The sequence below is a fragment of the Sphingopyxis sp. H050 genome, from assembly GCF_001468265.1.
Taxonomy (GTDB): Bacteria; Pseudomonadota; Alphaproteobacteria; order Sphingomonadales; family Sphingomonadaceae; genus Sphingopyxis.
Genome location: NZ_LNRZ01000017.1, coordinates 1 through 19,608 on the forward strand (window position 1 = coordinate 1; position 19,608 = coordinate 19,608).

Sequence of the window (19,608 nt, forward strand, 5' to 3'; positions counted from 1 at the left end):
GGTTGGGTCTTCATCTTCGTTCCTTCGTCACTACGACGAAGCCCCAACCCTCCTTAAATCACAACCTCAAATCTGTGCCATTGGTGCTGACGGGGGACACCGGGCTATTTCGAGCTCTATGGATTTTCCGATGGCCGCTATATTGGCAACCCTAACCTGAGGCCCGAGAAGTCGGAAGGGTGGGAAGCCGGCATCGAGCAAAGCTTCAGCGATGGCAAGGCCACCATAAGCGCGACCTATTTCGATAGCCGCCTGAAGGACGAAATTTTCACGACCTTCCCCGCTCCGACCTTCATAGCGACGCCATCAAACCGTGCAACTTTGTCGAAACAGCATGGCATTGAGGTGGCCCTTGCCGCCCGTCCAATTCCCCAGATCAGGCTGGACGCCGCCTACACATGGCTTCATGCGCGAGAAAACGGCACAGTCGAGGTGCGTCGCCCCAAGCATATCGGCAGTTTCAACGCGACAGTGTTCAGCAAGGATGAGCGCTTTTCGGGTACGTTGACAGTGCGCTACAACGGGCGTCAGACCGATGTCGCGTTTACAAATCCAAGCTTCATTCCGGTGCGCGTGTCCCTGAGGGAATATGTACTGGTTAACCTGAATGCCGAATACAAGTTGCGCCCCAACATTTCGTTGTTTGCGCGCGTAGAAAACCTCATCAACGAGCAATACGAAGAGGTGTTCAGTTTCGCCACTCCGGGCCGCGCAGGCTATGGTGGCGTTCGCGTCCGCTTCTGATGTTCCGCAAGGCGCTCTGCCTCCTTTGGATGATCTCCGTGCTTCCGGCTCTGGCCGGTTGCACGGAGCCGTCTGGTAGTCGCAGCCAGGCGGCAGCAAAGCCAGTCCATGTCATGTCGATGAACCAGTGCACGGATCAGCTTGTCCTGGCATTGCTGCCACCTGAGCGGATCGCGTCGGTCACTTGGCTGTCGCGCGATCCCGACGGCTCCCTCATGTTCCGCGAGGCTGCGCGTGTCGACATCAACCATGGAATGTCGGAGGAGGTCCTGCGCCAGAAGCCGGACCTGGTTATTGCCGGGGCATTTACGACGCCGGCAACACGCGGACTGCTTAAGCGATTAGGGTTTCCAATGATCGAGGTCGATCATGCGGAAACCTACGAAGATATCCGCAAGATAACCCGACAGGTCGCCAAGGCAGTAGGAGAGCCCGCTCGCGGCGAGGAATTGATCGCAAAAATGGACCGCCAACTGGCCGACCTTGCGCGCGATCCGGGCCCGCCGCTACGAGTGGCTGCGTGGGATGGTGCTGGCTTCAATGCAAGCACGGGGTCTCTCTATGACACTGTGCTCAAGACAGCCGGTGCGACCAATGTTGCCAACACACTGCAGAAGAGCAGCTACGGCAAACCGGATATCGAAATCCTGCTCCTTTCTGCTCCGTCCCTGCTGGTGAAAGGCGCCGGGGTAGGTCGCCGCCCGGGGCTTCGCGAAAACGTCGAGCGACACCCTCTAATCCGTCGCTACTGGGACGGTGACCGTACGCTGACGATCCGACAGGCGTACTACGTTTGCGGAACGCCGATGGTGACGGAAGCCGCGATGCAGTTGCGCAACGAACTTCGTTCAGCGGCTCTCCATGCCCGCTCTCCCCTTCCCTTTGCCGGTGGGAAATCGCTATGACCCGGTGGCTTGTTCCCATGCTGGTCAGTTGTCTGCTCGCCAGCGCTTTCGCTTCGGTGCTGGCTGGCTCCGTCTGGTTGACACCACGCGAAGCGTTTCAGGCGCTGGCTTTCGATCATGCGGATCTGGCTGGCCAGATCGTCACCCAGATCCGCCTGCCACGGGTTGTCCTTTCGATGGCCATCGGTGGCATCCTTGGCCTCTCGGGTGCCGTCATGCAGGGGCTGTTGCGAAACCCGCTGGCTGACCCCGGCCTGCTGGGCGTTTCGGCAGGTGCCTCGCTCGGTGCGGTCATCGCCATCTATTTCGGCTTTGCCGCCAGTTTTACCCTTGCCGCTCCGCTGTTTGGTCTGACAGGTGCATTCGTCACCACAGGCATTGCCTTCATCCTTGCGCGGGGAGGCGGTACCCTATCGCTCATCCTGGCCGGGGCAGCAGTCAGCAGCATAGCCAGTGCAGGCGTCAGTCTGGCGCTCAACCTCTCCCCCAATCCTTATGCCGCTTACGAGATCATGACCTGGCTGATGGGTTCGCTTGCCGATCGAAGCTGGGATCATGTCCGCCTTGCCACACCCTTTATCCTTGCCGGGGGTACGATGCTTCTGCTGACGGGCCGAGCTCTGGATGCTCTTGCATTGGGTGAAGCGCAGGCTGAAAGCCTGGGGATTGCGGTTTCACGAACGCGCATGCTGGCGCTGATCGGTACGGCCCTTGGCGTCGGAGGCGCAACCGCCGTATCCGGAACGATCGGTTTCGTAGGCCTGATTGCGCCTCACCTTGTCCGGCCTCTGGTCGCCCATCGTCCAGGCAAGGTGCTCATCCCGGCCATGCTGGTTGGAGCCGTTCTGGTAACCCTCGCCGACATCGCGTCGCGCACATTGGTATTCCGGGGCATGCCGCTAAATCTCGGGGTGTTCATCAGCCTGATCGGGGCACCGTTCTTCCTGTGGCTGGTCCTTCATGTCCGGAGACGCACCGCATGAGCGCGCTGCACTTTCATGGTGTTTCGGCGCGCCGGGGGCAGCGTCTGGTCCTTGACGGGATATCGGCGCGTGTTCCATCGGGCCATCTGACTGCTGTGATCGGCCCCAATGGCGCCGGCAAGAGCACCTTGCTGGACATCACATCGGGCCTCAAACGCCCGGTGCAAGGTTCGGTCGAACTCGATGGCAAGGACCTCCACCGCCTTGGCCGCCGGGAACTTGCCAAGTTGCGTGCCTATCTGCCGCAACGTGCGGGGGTTGATTGGCCGATCACCGTAGAGCGCGTGGTTGCGCTCGGGCTGACTCCGGCGCTGCCAGCATTCGGCACCATACCGTCCGCTCTGCTTCCCGCCATCGACGATGCACTGCTCGCCTGCGATCTGCTGGGTTTGCGGGATCGGCCAGCCACGCAATTGTCGGGTGGCGAACTGGCGCGGGCAATGCTGGCCCGCGCGATTGTCGGCGATCCAGCGCTTCTGATCGTTGATGAACCAACCGCGGGTCTGGATCCACGCCATGCCATCGATGCCGTCCAGCGTCTCAAGGCCCGGACCACGGCCGGGTGCACGGTTGTCATGGCGATCCACGATCTTGATCTGGCCTTGGCCTTCGCGGACTCGATCCTCGCAATCCGCGATGGGCGATTGCTTGCACACGGTCCGACGCACGAAGTCGTCACCGAAAGCCTACTCACCTCGCTCTATGACGTTCCGGTCCGGTTATCTCGTGACGGGGACGGCATTTCCGTCCGCTTTCTCAAGTCCGGGGTATCATCATGAACCAGATTTCCTTTGACGAACTGGCACGTCTCGCGTGCGACCCTGGCCATGGCTGGAGCATCGGCACATTCGGTGCGATCGGCGAATTCATTCGCGACGAGGATGAGCCGGCCACGGTTCAAAACGACCGCGACAATATCGAAATCGTGACCGCTCGCGGTGCCTTGCGGATCAGGCATTCGGATAGCTTTGAATGCCTTGCCTGGGATAGCCTGTCCTCTGATGGCGAAAGCTGGGGTCATGCAATGGCGCTCTGCGCGCCTCTGACTGGTTCGGTCGATCGGGCTGTCGTATCTTTGGGCGCCGATACCGACGCCATTCGCAGGGAAGACCAGTCGAGCCGCCTGTTCGACATGGGCGTTTGTAACGGCACCATAAGGATGTGCGCCCGCACTGACGACGAAGCGCTGATCGGGGCTCTCGAGGCTCTTGAAGGTCAGGACCTGCTGTCTTCGCCAACAGTCATGGCCGAGGTTCTGCGTGCGCAGCCCCACCGGGTCATGCTCTCGCCTGCCGGACGGATCGAAGTCTTCCAACCGATTCCGCCTCCGGATGGGAAATCGCCGGAAGGCCCGCACACCCATCTGCTTGCCAAGCTTATCGGGAAGGGTCGGCCACATGGCGCCAACGTCCCCATTCCGGATGGCTATCAGTCGATCCTGAACATTCACCCTCGCTCACCTTGGCGGAACGCACTGGGTGAACGGCACGATTTCGTGCCCGATACGGACACCGCCTTTTCACCTATGCTTGAACGCTTTGGCCTTGATCAGGATCGTGCCGTGGACGCACATATCCGCACCGCTGTGGCTGAAGGCGCAAACCCTGAATTCTTTGATTGGCCCGACACACGGCGGGGCCGAACGAAAGCCCGCATCGTCCTGCGCCGTCTTGCCGCTGCCGGTCACGAGCACGTGGGTCCCTGGCGCGTCTGGTTCGACCGCGCTCCCGTTGAAACCGATGAAACGGAACAGTGAGGTTGCGCCTGCAATTTCAGCGCGAACTTTGATTGGCATGATCGAAGTTTGGGTCTAGAGATATTCAATGATGATGCGGGTTTGCCCGTGCCATCGATGATCGCGCCGGTGCCCCCAACGGGGCTTAATCGGGAATGCGGTGCGGGAGCGTAGCTCCCAAATCCGCGGCTGTCCCTGCAACTGTAAGCGGATAGCGCGATGCACATTTTTCCTGCGCGTGCAGGAAAAGCCACTGGACCGCGCATGAACGCGCATCTGGGAAGGCGTGCATCAAGCTGTGACCCGCGAGCCAGGAGACCTGCCGGCGCTCTGGTCGCTCTTGCCCGGGTCCAGGGGATGGCCAAGGCACGGTACTCTTCCGTCTGAGCGACGAAGCTGTGCGGCTGGGGCTGCACGGCCGCGTGGTTTCGGGCGTCTGTCGCGCCAGCCCGTTGTCGCGCGCCGACCGGACCTGTCCGGCAAGCCCTGCCCGGTGTCGCTCTGGCGCGCGGAGGAACTGCCATGTCGGACCTGTCAAAGGTACCCGTCACGATCATCACCGGCTTTCTGGGTGCCGGTAAGACCACGCTGATCAGCCACCTGATCCGCAACGCTGGCGGACGCCGATTGGCTGTGGTCGTCAATGAATTCGGTACTCTGGGGGTGGATGGGGACATCCTACAATCCTGCGCCATTCCCGATTGCCCGGCGGAAAACATCGTCGAACTGGCCAACGGCTGCATCTGCTGCACCGTGGCGGACGATTTCATTCCCACCGTAGAGCGCCTGCTCGCGCTTGATCCGCGCCCTGACCATATCCTGATCGAGACATCAGGGCTGGCCCTGCCCAAGCCCTTGCTCAAGGCCTTCGACTGGCCGGCAATCCGCAGTCGCATCACGGTGGATGGCGTCCTTGCGCTGGCCGATGCCGAAGCGGTTGCTGCCGGACGGTTTGCCCCCGATCTTGCAGCGCTGGAGGCCCAGCGCGCCGCAGACCCGGGGATCGACCACGAAACCCCGCTGTCCGAAGTCTTCGAGGACCAGCTTGCCTGCGCCGATCTCGTTTTGCTGACCAAGGTTGATCTGGCCGGACCTGACGGAGTCGCTGCCGCAAGGGCAGCCATTGCGGCCGAAGCACCCCGCCCCGTGCCTGTGATCGAGATAGCCGAAGGGATTGTCGACCCTCGCGTGATCCTTGGACTTGGAGCTGCCGCCGAAGACGATATCGCTGCCCGGCCCTCGCATCACGACAATGAGGATGATCACGAGCACGACGATTTCGACAGCACCGTCATCGCGCTCGGCGAGATTGCCGATCCCGCCGATTTGGTGGCGCGTATCGAAACGCTCGCCCGCGACCATCGCATCCTGCGGGTAAAAGGCTACGCTGCCGTGACTGGCAAGCCCTTGCGCCTCTTGGTGCAGGCCGTCGGGTCGAGGGTTCGTCACCAGTACGACCGCCCATGGCGCCCCGATGAGCGGCGCCAGACCACCCTGGTCGCCATCGCCGAGCATGACGATATCGACGAGCCTGCCATTCGCGCGGTGCTGGCAGGCTAAGCTAGGCCGTGCACGTCATCTTTCGCGAAACGCATGGGATGGAGGAAACGGCCATCCCACAGGATCTGGGGCAGGAGCCTGCGGATCTTGTCGTCCTGTCCTTCTCGGACAGCGATCTTGGTGCGTTCGCGGAAGGCTGGCGCCAGGCGCAAGCGGCGGATCCGGCATTTCCTTCGTTGCGGCTCGCCAATCTTGCCGCGCTGATCCACCCTTTGTCGGTCGACACCTATATCGAAAAGACATTGGCCGGGGCAAAGGCCGTGCTGATCCGGCTGATCGGCGGCACGCCCTATTGGAGCTACGGCCTTCAACAGGTCGAGACCCTCGCCCGATCGCGCGGGATTGCGCTTGCTGTCCTGCCTGCCGATGGTCGGCCGGATTGGCACCTCGACAGTGTCTCCACGCTTCCTGCCGCCACGCTGGCCAAGCTTTGCCAGTTGTGTGACGAGGGCGGCGCGGCAGCGGCGCGCGCGGCCCTGGCCGCTCTCGCGCACGCCGCAGGGCTTGGCGTCAGCACTGTGACGCAATGCACGGCTTTGCCGGCAACTGGCGGATGGCACCCCTCCTGCGGGATCATCGATCCTGCCAGCTTCAGGCCCAATGCGGATCGGCCGCTGATCCTGATCGTCTTCTACCGTGCGTACCTCGCCGCACACGACCTGCACCCGATCGCCGCGCTTCATTCCGCGCTTGAACAACGCGGCTTTGACGCGCTCTCGATCTTCGTCCCCTCGCTCAAGCCCCCTGAGGTCAGGGCACAGGTGGATCGCTGGGTGCGTTCGCTGGCGCCTGCAGCCATCGTCAATGCCACGGCTTTTTCAGCGCGGGGCGAGGATGGCGGAACGCCGCTCGACGGGGGGGGCGTTCCGGTCTTCCAGATCGCGCTTGCCACCGCACCGCGCGCAGGATGGGCGCGCACATCGCGTGGCCTCTCGCCGGCTGACCTTGCCATGCATGTCGTACTCCCCGAGATTGACGGGCGCATCTTTGCAGGCGTGTCGAGCTTCAAGGAAGCGGGCGAACGCGATCCGGCACTCGGCTTCGCTCCCTATTCGCACCGCGGCGATGACAACCGGATCGCAGCGGTCGCCGACCGCGTGGCGCGCTGGATCGGGCTGGCCCGCAAGCCGGCATGCGAACGCCGCGTCGCCCTGATCCTGTCGACCTACCCCGGCAAGGCCTACCAGATGGCGCACGCCGTGGGTCTTGACGCGCTGGCCTCAGTCGATGCGATTGTCGCCGATCTGGCAGAGGCCGGGTACAAGGTCAGCCGCCCCACCGATCTTGCCAGGCAGCTGGCGACCGAGCATCTGGTCTGGCCTTTGAATGCCTATCGCACTGCCATGTCCGCCCTGCCCGAGACGCTGCGGCAGGACCTTGCCTCGGCATGGGGAGAGCCGGAAGACGATCCGCTGGCTGTCGATGGGGCATTTCGCTTCCCGGCGCTCACGCTCGGCCAGGTGCTGGTGGCGCTTCAGCCCGAGCGGGGCGAGCCTATCAGTCGCGATGCAGACTATCACGACCTCTCGCGCTGCCCGCGGCACGCCTATGTCGCCTTCTACCTGTGGCTGGGCCAGCAGGGTACGGATGCGCTGGTCCATGTTGGCGCGCATGGTACGCTGGAATGGCTGCCGGGGAAGGCTGTAGCGCTGTCTGACGCTTGCTGGCCCGAAGCGCTGACACAAGCGATGCCGGTCATCTATCCCTTCATCGTCAACGATCCGGGCGAGGCAGCGCAGGCCAAGCGCCGCATCGGTGCTGTCACCATCGGCCATGTGCCGCCGCCGCTCGTCCCGACCGGAAGCGGCGCCGGGCTGGGCCGGATCGAGGCTTTGCTGGACGAATTCTCCAATGCCGACGGGCTGGACCCTGCCCGCCGGGACCGTCTGCAGAAATCCATCCGCGAGGAAGCTGCCGCGCTGGGGCTGGAGGCAGAGCTCGGCCTTGATACCGCCACCACTCTGGTCGAAGCGATCACCCGGATCGATCGCTTCGTCTGCGATGTGAAAGCCAGCCAGTTCGGTGACGGTCTCCACGTTTTCGGCCGCGGTGAACAGGGCGCGGCAGAGCGGAACGGGCTTCTGGCTGGGCTGGACGGCCGATGGATCGCTCCCGGACCATCTGGCTCGCCCCATCGCGGACGAACCGATGTGCTGCCGACGGGACGCAACCTCTACACGATCGATCCGCGCGCAGTACCTTCGCGCGCAGCGCATGCACAGGGCGTCGTGCTCGCCGAGGAGCTGCTCCGCCGCCATCTGCAGGATCACGGCGACTACCCGCGTGGCCTTGTGGTGGATCTGTGGGGTTCGGCCACCATGCGCACGGCTGGTGAAGAGTTTGCGATGGCGCTGCACCTTCTGGGGGCAAAGCCGATGTGGGACATGGCTTCAGAGCGCGTGACGGGGGTTGAGATTCTCCCACTCGCCATGCTCGACCGCCCTCGCCTCGATGTAACGCTGCGCGTTTCGGGCCTGTTTCGTGATGCCTTTCCCACCCTGCCCGCCTTGTTCGGTCAGGCCGTCCGGGCGCTGTGCACCAGGGACGAACCCGCCGACTGGAACCCTTTCGTTGCCTTGGCCCCAGCGCCGCGCGTCTATGGTCCGCGTCCGGGCCGGTATGGACTCGGGATCGGAGACGCGGCCGAAACCTATACCGATGATGCCCGGCGTGCGGCGGGCGAAGCATGGCTGGCAGCCTCCGACCACGCGCTGGATAGCGTTTCCGATTCCAGCACGGGAAGCGAGGCTGACCCCGATGGCATCCGTCTGCGAGTGGCCAGCGCGGACGCCTTCGTCCACCTGCAGGACCTGCCTGAAACCGACCTCTTGCTGGCCGCGGACTATGCCGGGCACGAGGCAGGCTTTGCCGCAGCCCAGGCGATTGTCGGAGGCAAGGCCGCACTCTATCATCTCGACAATCGGGACCCGAACAACCCGGCGGCCCGCACGCTGACCGAAGAAATTGCCCGCGTGGTCCGTGCCCGAGCCGCCAATCCAGGCTGGATCGCAGGAATGATGCGCCACGGCTTTCGTGGGGGCGCGGAACTGGCCGCGACGCTGGACCATCTTGGCGCTTTCGCACATCTTTCCGGCAGCGTGCCGCCGCAGCTGATCGACCTTTATCACGAGGCAACGCTCGGCCAGTCCGAAGTTCGCGCCTTCCTCGAACGCGAAAATCCCGATGCACTGGCGGCGATGGAAGCGCGCTTTGCCGCGCTGCATGCCGCGGGCCTCTGGCGCACCCGGCGAAATTCCATCCTGGCCAGCCTGCGGGAGGCACCATGACCGGATTTGCCGTCAAGGGCTGGTGCCCGGACGCATGGCACCCGATGATATCCGGCGACGGCCTACTGGTGCGGGTCAAACCCCGGCTCGGGCGGCTGACACGGGAGCAGGCGCTGGCCCTTTGCGATGCGGCCGCCACCTGCGGCAGCGGGCTGATCGACCTGACGCGGCGCGCCAATCTGCAGATTCGCGGCGTTGCCCAAGATCGCTGGCCCTTGCTGATCCAAAGGCTGATTGCGCTGGAATTAGTGCAGCCCGAGCCTGCACTCGAAGCGCGGCGCAACGTCCTTGTCGCGCCCGACTGGCAGGAGAACGACGACACCCACCGCATCGCCAACGCCCTGCTGGCCCGGATAGGCGAATGGCCCGATCTTCCCGGCAAGGTCGGGTTCGTCATCGATGCCGGCCCTGCCGCTGTGCTGACCGGCGCATCCGGCGATTTCCGTGTCGAACGCGGCACGGACGGCAGCCTCATCCTTCGCGCCGATGGTTGCCTCACCGGATCAAGCCTGTCTCCAGGCACGGAAGCGGACGCCCTGATCGCTCTCGCTCACTGGTTCGCCGCGAGCGGCGCCGCCGCAGCCGGGCGCATGGCCCGTTGGGATGCGGAACTTCCCGCATGGGCAAAAGGTGCGATCGCGCCTGCAATGGCTGAACCGGGCCATGTGCTTGGCACCGGACATCATCCATCGATCGCGCTGGCGTTCGGGCTGATAGAGGCTTCGGAGCTCGCCATCCTGCTCGAATCCGGTTCTGCTTCTGGACTGCGAACAACACCGTGGCGGCGGCTGTTGATCGAGGGGGCGGCGGCTGCCCGGACCCACCCGTCCACCGGCGCTAAACCTGATCCGCTGCCCCATGTGGAAGCCTGCCCGGGCGCACCATTGTGCGCACAGGCGACGGTTGAAACCCGTGCGCTTGCGCGCCGACTTGCGCCCTATGTCTCGGGACGGCTGCACGTTTCGGGTTGTGCCAAAGGCTGCGCCTGCTCGCAGGTGGCCGATGTCACGCTGACCGGACGCAACGGCAGGTTCGATCTGGTCCTTGCTGGCAAAGCCGGATCGCCTCCGTCCCGCTCCGGCTTGAGCGCCAGCGAAATCCTCGCGCATTTTGGAGCCGTCTGATGCCCCATGTCTATGAAACCGACGGGGCAGCGATCTATCGCCAGTCGTTTGCCACGATCCGCGCCGAAGCCGATCTCTCCCCTTTCGCGCCAGGCGAAGAGCAGGTGGCAGTGCGGATGATCCATGCGGCCGGGATGGTCGGACTTGCAGCGCATATCCGGTTCTCGTCGGGATTTGCCGATGCGGCACGCGCTGCGCTGGCCGGCGGCGCGCCGATACTGTGCGATGCGCGGATGGTGTCTGAAGGGATCACCCGCGCCCGGCTTCCCGGGAGCAACGCAATCATCTGCACGCTGCAAGATCCTGCGGTGCCTGACCTTGCACGCAAGATCGGCAACACCCGATCCGCTGCCGCGCTGGAACTGTGGCGGCCCATTCTGGCGGGTGCGGTCGTGGCGATCGGCAATGCACCAACCGCGCTGTTTCATCTGCTGAACATGCTGGAAGACCCCGCCTGCCCACGCCCTGCGGCGATCATCGGCTGTCCGGTGGGCTTCGTGGGAGCAGCTGAATCCAAGGCTGCCCTCTGGGCCGCTCCTCCTGCACCCTGCTGCGTCGTCGAGGGCCGCCTTGGCGGCAGTGCCATCACCGTGGCGGCCATCAACGCGCTGGCGAGTACGGCCGAATGAACGCCGGCACGAACATCGGCACCATTCACGGTGTCGGGCTTGGTCCGGGTGCGGCAGACCTGCTGAGCGTGCGCGCCGACCGGCTTGTACGCACGGCGCACCACGTCGCCTATTTCCGCAAGGCTGGGCGGCCCGGCCAGGCAAGGCGCATCGTGGAAGGGATGCTCCGCGCTGACGTGATCGAGTTTCCGATGGAATATCCGGTAACCACCGAAATCCCGGTATCCGATCCTCGCTACAATGCCTGCCTGTCGGCGTTCTACACGCACTGTTCGGAGCGGCTTGCAGCGATTTCGCAGCAGGGTGAGGACGTCGTCGTGCTGTGTGAGGGCGACCCGTTCTTCTACGGCTCCTTCATGCACCTCCATGCCCGCCTTTCAGGCCGCATACCGGTGGAAGTCGTCCCTGGCATCACGGGCATGTCTGGCGCCTGGACCGCGACGGACCTGCCGATCACCTGGGGCGATGATGTGATGACCGTGGTCATGGCCACGCTGCCGGAAGCCGAGCTTGCCCGCCGGATCCGCGAGACTGACGCGCTGGTGGTGATGAAGATCGGTCGGAACCTGCCCAAGCTTCGCCGCGCCGTGGCAGCCGCCGGGCGCATGGATGCGGCATGGCTGGTCGAACACGCAGCGATGCCCGGACAGCGCGTCACCATGCTGGCCGAGGCTGAGGCGGTGACCCCCTATTTCTCGATCCTGCTGATCCATGGTCAGGGGAGGCGACCATGACCGGGGAAAAGGACAAGGGTTGGCTAGCAATCGCCGGTCTGGGACCAGGAGACGAGGCACTCGTCACACCCGAAGTCACCGCCGCGCTGGCCGGGGCTACGGACGTGATCGGGTACATTCCCTATGTCGCCCGGATAGCTGCACGCGAAGGCCTGACGCTTCACCCCTCGGACAACCGGGTGGAGCTCGACCGCGCCGCTCTGGCGCTCGATCTTGCGGCGCAGGGCCGCAGGGTCGTTGTCGTATCGTCAGGTGATCCGGGGGTGTTCGCGATGGCCTCGGCGGTATTCGAAGCGCTTGAGGCAGGTCCTTCCCGCTGGCGGACGCTGGATATCAGGGTGCTGCCGGGCATCACCGCCATGCTGGCCGCCAGTGCACGGGCCGGGGCACCGCTGGGTCACGATTTTTGCGCGATCAATCTTTCCGACAACCTGAAACCCTGGGCCATGATCGAAAAGCGGCTGCGGCTGGCCGTGGAGGCGGACTTTGCCTTGGCGCTTTACAACCCCCGCTCGAAGGCACGTCCCGAAGGCTTCGCCCGTGCGCTGGCCTTATTGAAGGAGCTGTGCGGCGATGATCGCCCGATGCTGTTTGCCCGCGCCGTCACAACGCCGCAGGAAGATCTGCGCATCGTGCCGCTGGGCAAGGCGCACGATGAAATGGCCGACATGCGCACCACGGTGATCGTGGGATCAAGCCGGACGCGGATCATCGAACGTGCGGCAGGCCCTATCCTCTATACGCCCCGGTCCGTTGCGGAAGTGGCCTCATGACCAAGCCATTCCAGCACATCTTCTGCGCGACAGACCTCGATCCGGTCACCGATCACCGGGCGGTCGATCATCACGACCGGAAGCTTGAGCTGGCGCGCAGCGACAAGCTTTGCCTCGGCGCCCGTGCCACCGGCGTTCTTGCACACAACAAGGTCGATCATGTGAGACTGCATCAGCAGCCGATCACCTTCAGCCGTAAACGGCCCGCGATCGATGACAAGGTCGTGGGAGGGCAGGCCTGGGGGCGCAGCCGGAGGGTCAACAAAGCGCAGCAGGTAGTGATGCTGCGGCTGTGCGGCAAAGGCTTCCACATGCATTCGGCCCAGCGCGAGCAGGATGCGGCGCGGCGTGCCCGCAAGTTTGGCCACCGCAGCGGCAGTGTCTCTCACGCATGTCCAGCGATCGCCCGACCCGGCCTCCCATGCGGGTCTGGTCAAGGCGATATGGGCAATCCCGGCAATCCGCGCGGCCTTTATGGCATGTGCGCTCATAGTCGCGGCAAAGGGATGCGTCGCATCGACCAGATGCGTGATGCGATGGTCTTGGAGATAGGCCACAAGCCCCGCCACCCCACCAAAGCCGCCGACGCGGATCGGCACCGGCTGTGGCCGCGGGTTGTCGGTCCTGCCCGCGTAGCTGAGTGTCGTCGCAACCTGCGCTGCCGCAAGCAGGCGCGCCAGTGCGCTCGCTTCGGTTGTTCCGCCAAGCAGGAGAACATTCGGCATGGCTGACATGGACCCTCGCGCATGGTTGACGATCATCGGCATCGGTGAAGACGGCGTGGACGGCCTGTGCTCAGCGGGCCGGGCCGCGCTGGCCAGGGCCGAACTGGTCATGGGATCGGCGCGCCATCTAGCGCTGCTTCCCGCGCTTACCTGCGCGGTCTTCAAATGGCCAGTTCCCTTTGCCGACGGCATAGCCGAACTGCTGGCGCATCGCGGGCGGCGGGTGGTCATGCTGTCATCGGGCGATCCGTTCTGGTTCGGCGCAGGCGCAAGCCTTGCGCGCCATCTCGGTCCGGCGGAATGGGTTGCGCACCCCGCGCCATCGACCTTCAGCCTTGCTGCCGCCCGGCTGGGCTGGCCGATCGAGGAAACGGCCTGCCTCGGCCTGCACGCAGCGCCGCTGGACCGCTTGTGCCCCCATATCGCACCCGCCCAGCGCGCCATTGTCCTGCTGCGCGATGGCGATGCCGTTGCCACGGCGGCGCAATATCTGACCAGCAAGGGCTTCGGCCCATCGACGCTTCATGTGATGGAAGCGCTGGGCGGCCCCCATGAACGCCTCCGCGTGACGACCGCGCAAGCCCTGCCGTTCGCAGACATTGCCCATCCCGTTGCCGTGGGCATCGCGTTCGCCGGTTCAGGCAATGTCCTGCCCGTCACATCCGGCAGACCGGATGCGTGGTTCGATCACGACGGACAGATCACCAAGGCCCCGGTGCGCGCCCTGACCCTCTCGGCCCTCGCCCCGCGTGCCGGTGAATGGCTCTGGGATATCGGCACGGGTTCTGGGTCAATCGCGATCGAATGGCTGCTGGCTCATCCCGCCAACCGGGCGACCGCGTTCGAAGCCGATCCGCTACGGGCCGGCCGCGCCCGCGCAAACGCCAAGGCTCTGGGTGTAGACCGGTTGGATGTGATCAATGCCCGGATGCCCGAAGGCCTGCCGGAAGGCCCCCATCCGCATGCTGTGTTCATCGGTGGCGGCTTGTCCGACCCGCTGCTCGATGCCCTCTGGGCCCGGCTGCCTGATGGAACGCGGCTGGTGGCGAACGCCGTGAGCCTTGAATCTGAAGCCGCTCTTACCCGTTGGCATGGCGCAAAGGGCGGCAGTCTGCTGCGGATCGAACTGGCCGATGCCGTGCCCCTTGGCCAGCGGCATGGCTGGAAGGGGCGCTATCCCGTGGTACAGTGGAGCGTCACGCTATGATCGTGGCTGGCTTCGGCTTTCGGCGCGGCGCAGGCCTCGCTTCGCTGCGGGCGGCGCTGGAACTGGCGCAGGACGGGCTGCCCCCTATAACCCATTTGGCGACCGCCATCGACAAGACGTCTGCGTTGGTACCGCTTGCAGAGGCACTGGGACTGCCGATGACCGGCATCCCATCGGCGTCCCTGTCCACCACGCCTACGCCCACCAGCTCTGCCGCCAGCCTGAAGGCACGCGCGACCGGCAGTGTCGCAGAAGCCTGCGCGCTGGTCGCCGCTGGTCCGGGCGCCCGCCTTTTGCGCACGCGCCACATCTCGCCCGATCGCATGGCCAGCTGCGCCATTGCCGAAGGATCACAGCCATGACCGTCCACTTCATCGGCGCCGGCCCCGGCGCACCCGATCTTTTGACCCTGCGAGGGCGCGACCTGATCGCCGCCAGCCCGGTCTGCCTCTATGCCGGTTCGCTGGTTCCCGTGGCTGTACTCGATCACTGTCCGCCCGGTGCCCGCATCGTCAACACCGCGCCCATGACGCTGGACGAGATCATCGCCGAGATAGCGGAGGCTGACGCCGCAGGGTGCGATGTTGCCCGCCTCCATTCGGGCGACCTGTCCGTCTGGTCGGCAATGGGCGAACAATTGCGCCGCCTGCGCGCACTGGACATTCCGTTTACGGTCACGCCGGGTGTTCCCGCCTTCTCGGCGGCAGCGGCGGCTCTGGAAGCCGAACTGACCTTGCCCGAGCTCGGCCAGTCGCTGGTACTCACGCGCACGCCAGGGCGGGCCAGCGCGATGCCGCAGAGCGAGAGCCTCGCCAATTTCGCTGTGACGGGCGCGACTCTGGCTATCCATCTATCGATCCACAACCTCGCGCGGGTCGTGGCCGATCTTGCTCCCGCCTATGGCGCGGATTGCCCCGTTGCGGTCGTCTGGCGCGCCAGCTGGCCCGACCAGCGGATCGTCCGGGCCACCCTCGACACCGTCGAAACAGCCATCGCCGGCAGCATGGAACGAACCGCGCTGATCCTTGTCGGACGGGTGCTGGGGGCGGAGGACTTCGCACAAAGCAGCCTCTACGCCCACGGCTACGACCGGCGCTTCCGCCCACAGGATGCGAGCTCGCGCTTTGCAGGAGCCGGGGAATGAGCGTTTCAGGCCTGATGATCGCCGCTCCGGCATCGGGAACGGGCAAGACTACGGTCATGCTGGGCCTGCTGCGAGCGCTGGTTGAAGACGGCGCGGTGGTCCAGCCCTTCAAGAGCGGTCCCGACTATATCGATCCCGCCTTTCACCGCGCCGCCTGCGGCCGTGCGTCGTTCAACCTCGATACTTGGGCCATGAATGGCGAGCTGATCGCTGCAATCGCGGGAGAGGCTGTTGGCGCGGACATGGTGCTTGCCGAGGCTTCGATGGGCCTTTTCGATGGTGTCGCGAGCCGGGGTGCCGTTGGCAATGGCGCCAGTGCGGACATTGCACGGACAATGGGCTGGCCGGTTGTGCTGGTGCTGGACGTGTCCGGACAAGCCCAATCCGCCGCTGCAACGGCGCTCGGTTTCAAGCATCTGGATGACACGCTGCCGTTTGCAGGCGTGATCCTGAACCGGGTGGCCAGTCCCCGCCATGAACGGCTGGTGCGCCGGGGGATGGAAGCGATAGGCATGCCTGTGCTGGGTGCCCTGCCCCGGCGCGGCGATCTCACCCTGCCAGAACGCCATCTCGGTCTGGTCCAGGCTGTCGAGCATCCCGATCTCGAGCGGGCGATATCGGACTATGCCGCATTTCTGCGTGCAAATGTCGATCTGAATGCCATCCGCCATGCCGCCAGCAGCAACAGCGCCCCGCCTCCGGCCCCCGGCCAACTGCCGCTTCCCCCTGCCCAGCGGATTGCCATCGCCCGCGATCCCGCCTTTTCCTTCGTCTATCCCCATGTGCTCGAAGGTTGGCGGCGGGCTGGCGCGGAGATCATGCCCTTCTCGCCATTGGCAAACGAGGCCCCTGCCCGCGATGCCGATCTTGTCTGGCTGCCGGGCGGCTATCCGGAATTGCACGCAGGGACCATCGCTGCAGCGACGAACTTCCTGACCGGCCTGCGCCATCACGCCAAGACCCGCCCGGTCCACGGCGAATGCGGCGGCTACATGGTTCTGGGCGAGGCCTTGGTGGACAAGTCGGGAGAACGGCATCGTATGGCCGGCCTGCTGGGGCTTGTTACCAGCTATGCACAGCGCAAGATGCATCTCGGCTATCGCCAGGCCGAACTGCTGGCACCGATAGCCGGACTGGCCAAAGGCAAAAGACTGCGCGGCCACGAGTTCCACTACTCGACGATCCTCGAGCAGACAGACGCAGCGCTGGCATGTGTAACCGATGCAGATGGCGTCGCGGTTGCCGAAACAGGCTCGTATCGCGGCCGCGTGACCGGAACCTTCTTCCACATGATCGCGAACGCATCGTGAAAGGGTTCGTATCATTTGTGGGTGCGGGCCCTGGCGATCCCGAGCTGCTGACCCTTAAAGCCGTTTCTCGTCTTGAGACAGCGCAGGTGGTCCTGTTTGATGATCTGGCTGCGGGACCGATCCTGGCCCGCGCGCGCGATGACGCTGAACTGGTAGCGGTAGGCAAGCGCGCCGGTCGGCCATCTCCAAGTCAGGCCGAAGTCAGCCGTCTTCTGGTGGACCATGCCCTGGCCGGGAAGCATGTCATCCGGCTCAAATCGGGAGATGCTGGCTTGTTCGGCCGACTCGAAGAAGAAATTGAGGCGCTTCGCCATGCGGGAATCTCGTTCGAGATCATTCCTGGCGTCAGCTCGGCGACCGCCGCAGCGGCAGCTGCCGCGATACCACTGACACGACGCGAGCACGCTAGACGCGTCCAGTTCGTAACCGGACATGGCAAGACTGGCACTTTACCCGAAGACCTCAATCTATCAGCGCTTGCCGACCCTTGTGCCACAACGGTCGTCTTCATGCCAAAGCGCACATTTCCGGCGCTTGCTGCGCAGCTTGTCGCGGCAGGACTTGCGGACGATACTGCAGCCTTGTTGGCAGAAAACATTAGCCGACCGGACCAAAGACTTACCAGAAGCACTATTGCCGGACTTGCTCGGTCACTTGCCGACGGCGGATCGGATGCAACCGCACTGGTGATCTACGGCCCCATGATGGAGGAGGCATGATCCACCTCCATCTGATCGGCATAGGCACCGGGAATCCCGACCACCTGACGCGTGCTGCAATACGCACAATCAACGCGGTCGATCTCATTCTGCTGCCCCGCAAAGGCGATGCCAAATCAGATCTCCTGGACCTGCGCCACTCCATCTGTGGCGCCGCATTGGCCTCACCGGTCCGCATGGCCGAGTTCGACATGCCCGTTCGCCGACAGGATGGCGACTACACGCAGGCCGTCGACGATTGGCACGATGCGATTGCAGCGATTTGGGCAGAGCAGATAGCAGTTCACCTTCCTGATGGTGGGCGGGTCGCGCTGCTCGTGTGGGGCGATCCGTCGCTTTACGACAGCACACTGCGTATTGCCGATCGGCTCCGGACGGCTGGGGTCGACCTAACTGTTCGCGTCGAACCCGGTATCACCAGCATTCAGGCTCTTACGGCTGCTCACGCCATCCCGCTGAACGCCTTGGCCGAACCTGTCACGATCACCACCGGCCGCAGGTTGCGCCGGGAAGGCTGGCCGCTGGGAGTGCACACGATCGTCGTCATGCTCGATTCCGGCTGCGCCTTCGAAGTCCTCGATCCTGCTGGCATCACGATCTGGTGGGGTGCCTATCTGGGCATGTCGCAAGAAGCACTGGTGCATGGGCCACTTGCCGATTCTGCGCCGCAGATTGCCGCGCGCCGCGCGGAACTGCGCGCTCGCCACGGCTGGATCATGGATGTCTACCTGATGCGAAAGGAACGAGCCGATGCCTGCTGACCGCGAAGAAGAAGCTGCAAGCGCAGATGCGCGCCATGCCGAGAAAATGCGCAAGATCCAGGCTGCGCGTAGCACCATGATGGCCACCAAGACCCGCGAGCAGGGGCTGCTGATCGTTCACACTGGCACGGGCAAGGGCAAGACAAGCGCTGCACTCGGTATGGTCGTGCGCGCAATAGGACATGGCATGAAGGTCGGGGTCGTCCAGTTCGTCAAGGGCGCGATGGCGACAGGCGAAAAGACGGTGTTCGACGCTTTCCCGGAAAATGTCGAGTTCAAGCCGATGGGTGAAGGTTTCACCTGGGATACGCAAGACCGGACACGCGATATCGCTTCGGCACGTACTGCCTGGGATGAAGTCTGCCGCATGATCGCCGATCCGGCTTACCAGATGGTGGTAGCCGACGAACTCAACATCGTCCTTCGGTATGACTACCTGCCCTTGGATGAGGTTCTTAAGGCGTTTGCCGCGAAACCCGAGATGAAACATGTCATCGTCACCGGACGCAATGCGCCCGATGCACTGATCGAGGCGGCCGATCTCGTCACCGAGATGACCATGATCAAGCACCCTTTCCGCTCGGGCGTGAAGGCGCAGGCAGGGATCGAGTTCTGAGCGATCTGCCGCCCCAGTTCGATGCCGAGTTCGCGGCTCGATTTGCGCAGCTGCTGCGCTGGCGACGCGATGTGCGGCACTTCGAAGCCCGTGCTGTCGCGGAAGAGGAGATGTGTGCGCTGCTGGAGTGTGCCTCCCTCGCGCCTTCGGTCGGGAATGCGCAGCCCTGGCGGTTCGTGCGCGTGCGTTCATCCACCCTTCGTCAGGCGCTGGCCGACCATGTCGATGCACAGAACGCACAAGCAGCGCAGCAATATGCCTGCCAAGCCCGGCAGGAACTGTATCGTTCGCTCAAGCTGCATGGCCTTCGCGAAGCCCCGGAACTGATCGTGGTGTTCTGTGATGAGCAGCCCAAAGCAGGCCATGGACTTGGCATTGTCAGTATGCCGGAGATGTTGCGCTATTCATGCGTGCTGGCGATCCACACACTCTGGCTGGCGGCAAGGCTCCGCGGCATTGGCGTCGGATGGGTATCGATCCTCGAGCCCGGTGTCATCCGCGCCTTGCTGGACGTACCCGCCGACTGGTCGCTGATTGCACTGCTGTGCTTCGGATACCCCCAGGACCCGTCCCAGACACCCGAATTGGAGCGGCGGGGCTGGCAAGCCCGGGAACCTGTGACCAACCGAGTGTTCGACCGATGACCCCCAAT

General features: G+C 64.2%; 19 protein-coding genes, 1 pseudogene and 1 riboswitch. Of the genes and pseudogenes, 19 read left to right on the forward strand and 1 reads right to left on the reverse strand.

Going from position 1 to position 19,608, the window contains the following annotated elements; translation table 11 throughout:
• Nucleotides 1–108 precede the first annotated feature (108 nt).
• The 11 genes and pseudogenes from ATE67_RS21230 to cobJ form a co-directional block, all read left to right on the forward strand.
• Nucleotides 109–744, forward strand: a pseudogene (locus tag ATE67_RS21230) (TonB-dependent receptor domain-containing protein); the annotation flags it as partial.
• Between the two features lie 113 nt (nt 745–857).
• Nucleotides 858–1,649, forward strand: coding sequence for an ABC transporter substrate-binding protein (locus tag ATE67_RS20500; protein WP_160328032.1), 792 nt, complete (start codon nt 858–860; stop codon nt 1,647–1,649).
• Nucleotides 1,646–2,632: a FecCD family ABC transporter permease gene (locus ATE67_RS20505; protein ID WP_039330624.1), complete on the forward strand. Its 987-nt coding sequence runs from the start codon at nt 1,646–1,648 to the stop codon at nt 2,630–2,632. Before ATE67_RS20500 ends, ATE67_RS20505 begins: the two co-directional genes overlap by 4 nt.
• Nucleotides 2,629–3,411: an ABC transporter ATP-binding protein gene (locus ATE67_RS20510; protein ID WP_052241777.1), complete on the forward strand. Its 783-nt coding sequence runs from the start codon at nt 2,629–2,631 to the stop codon at nt 3,409–3,411. The genes ATE67_RS20505 and ATE67_RS20510 overlap by 4 nt, the downstream gene beginning before the upstream one ends.
• Nucleotides 3,408–4,388, forward strand: coding sequence for a DUF6925 family protein (locus ATE67_RS20515; protein WP_052241778.1), 981 nt, complete (start codon nt 3,408–3,410; stop codon nt 4,386–4,388). Before ATE67_RS20510 ends, ATE67_RS20515 begins: the two co-directional genes overlap by 4 nt.
• An 89-nt stretch (nt 4,389–4,477) precedes the next feature.
• Nucleotides 4,478–4,708, forward strand: a riboswitch (cobalamin riboswitch).
• Nucleotides 4,709–4,889: 181 nt separating this feature from the next.
• The gene (gene cobW, locus ATE67_RS20520; protein WP_039330625.1) at nt 4,890–5,927 is read left to right on the forward strand and encodes a cobalamin biosynthesis protein CobW; all 1,038 of its coding nucleotides are present in this window, start codon (nt 4,890–4,892) and stop codon (nt 5,925–5,927) included.
• An 8-nt stretch (nt 5,928–5,935) separates the two neighbouring features.
• On the forward strand, nt 5,936–9,214 hold the full coding sequence (cobN, locus tag ATE67_RS20525; protein WP_039330627.1) for a cobaltochelatase subunit CobN: 3,279 nt from the start codon (nt 5,936–5,938) through the stop codon (nt 9,212–9,214).
• On the forward strand, nt 9,211–10,338 hold the full coding sequence (locus tag ATE67_RS20530; RefSeq protein ID WP_039330629.1) for a cobalamin biosynthesis protein CobG: 1,128 nt from the start codon (nt 9,211–9,213) through the stop codon (nt 10,336–10,338). The genes cobN and ATE67_RS20530 overlap by 4 nt, the downstream gene beginning before the upstream one ends.
• Complete coding sequence (locus tag ATE67_RS20535) at nt 10,338–10,967, forward strand: precorrin-8X methylmutase (RefSeq protein ID WP_039330631.1); 630 nt, start codon at nt 10,338–10,340, stop codon at nt 10,965–10,967. The genes ATE67_RS20530 and ATE67_RS20535 overlap by 1 nt, the downstream gene beginning before the upstream one ends.
• Nucleotides 10,964–11,701 carry a precorrin-2 C(20)-methyltransferase gene (cobI, locus tag ATE67_RS20540; RefSeq protein WP_039330633.1) on the forward strand — a complete coding sequence of 246 codons (738 nt, stop codon included), beginning with the start codon at nt 10,964–10,966 and terminating at the stop codon, nt 11,699–11,701. Before ATE67_RS20535 ends, cobI begins: the two co-directional genes overlap by 4 nt.
• Nucleotides 11,698–12,474: a precorrin-3B C(17)-methyltransferase gene (gene cobJ, locus ATE67_RS20545; protein WP_039330635.1), complete on the forward strand. Its 777-nt coding sequence runs from the start codon at nt 11,698–11,700 to the stop codon at nt 12,472–12,474. The genes cobI and cobJ overlap by 4 nt, the downstream gene beginning before the upstream one ends.
• Here cobJ and ATE67_RS20550 read toward each other — a convergent pair.
• On the reverse strand, nt 12,438–13,199 hold the full coding sequence (locus tag ATE67_RS20550) for a cobalt-precorrin-6A reductase (RefSeq protein WP_039330637.1): 762 nt from the start codon (nt 13,197–13,199) through the stop codon (nt 12,438–12,440). The genes cobJ and ATE67_RS20550 overlap by 37 nt on opposite strands.
• Here ATE67_RS20550 and ATE67_RS20555 point away from each other — a divergent pair.
• Genes ATE67_RS20555 through bluB form a run of 8 tightly spaced genes read left to right on the forward strand, consistent with a single transcriptional unit; the run spans nt 13,198 to nt 19,600 of the window.
• Nucleotides 13,198–14,406, forward strand: a complete 1,209-nt coding sequence (locus tag ATE67_RS20555; RefSeq protein WP_039330640.1) for a bifunctional cobalt-precorrin-7 (C(5))-methyltransferase/cobalt-precorrin-6B (C(15))-methyltransferase — start codon at nt 13,198–13,200, stop codon at nt 14,404–14,406. The genes ATE67_RS20550 and ATE67_RS20555 overlap by 2 nt on opposite strands.
• Nucleotides 14,403–14,768, forward strand: a complete 366-nt coding sequence (locus ATE67_RS20560; RefSeq protein ID WP_039330641.1) for a cobalamin biosynthesis protein — start codon at nt 14,403–14,405, stop codon at nt 14,766–14,768. The genes ATE67_RS20555 and ATE67_RS20560 overlap by 4 nt, the downstream gene beginning before the upstream one ends.
• Complete coding sequence (gene cobM / locus ATE67_RS20565; protein WP_039330643.1) at nt 14,765–15,550, forward strand: precorrin-4 C(11)-methyltransferase; 786 nt, start codon at nt 14,765–14,767, stop codon at nt 15,548–15,550. The genes ATE67_RS20560 and cobM overlap by 4 nt, the downstream gene beginning before the upstream one ends.
• Nucleotides 15,547–16,860 (forward strand): cobyrinate a,c-diamide synthase, encoded by a 1,314-nt coding sequence (locus ATE67_RS20570; RefSeq protein WP_039330645.1) that lies wholly within the window; start codon nt 15,547–15,549, stop codon nt 16,858–16,860. The genes cobM and ATE67_RS20570 overlap by 4 nt, the downstream gene beginning before the upstream one ends.
• On the forward strand, nt 16,857–17,579 hold the full coding sequence (cobA, locus tag ATE67_RS21235; protein ID WP_039330647.1) for a uroporphyrinogen-III C-methyltransferase: 723 nt from the start codon (nt 16,857–16,859) through the stop codon (nt 17,577–17,579). The genes ATE67_RS20570 and cobA overlap by 4 nt, the downstream gene beginning before the upstream one ends.
• Nucleotides 17,576–18,340, forward strand: a complete 765-nt coding sequence (gene cobF / locus ATE67_RS20580) for a precorrin-6A synthase (deacetylating) (protein ID WP_039330650.1) — start codon at nt 17,576–17,578, stop codon at nt 18,338–18,340. The genes cobA and cobF overlap by 4 nt, the downstream gene beginning before the upstream one ends.
• Nucleotides 18,330–18,956, forward strand: coding sequence for a cob(I)yrinic acid a,c-diamide adenosyltransferase (gene cobO / locus ATE67_RS20585; RefSeq protein ID WP_039330652.1), 627 nt, complete (start codon nt 18,330–18,332; stop codon nt 18,954–18,956). Before cobF ends, cobO begins: the two co-directional genes overlap by 11 nt.
• Nucleotides 18,953–19,600, forward strand: coding sequence for a 5,6-dimethylbenzimidazole synthase (gene bluB, locus ATE67_RS20590; protein ID WP_081095568.1), 648 nt, complete (start codon nt 18,953–18,955; stop codon nt 19,598–19,600). The genes cobO and bluB overlap by 4 nt, the downstream gene beginning before the upstream one ends.
• Nucleotides 19,601–19,608 lie beyond the last annotated feature (8 nt).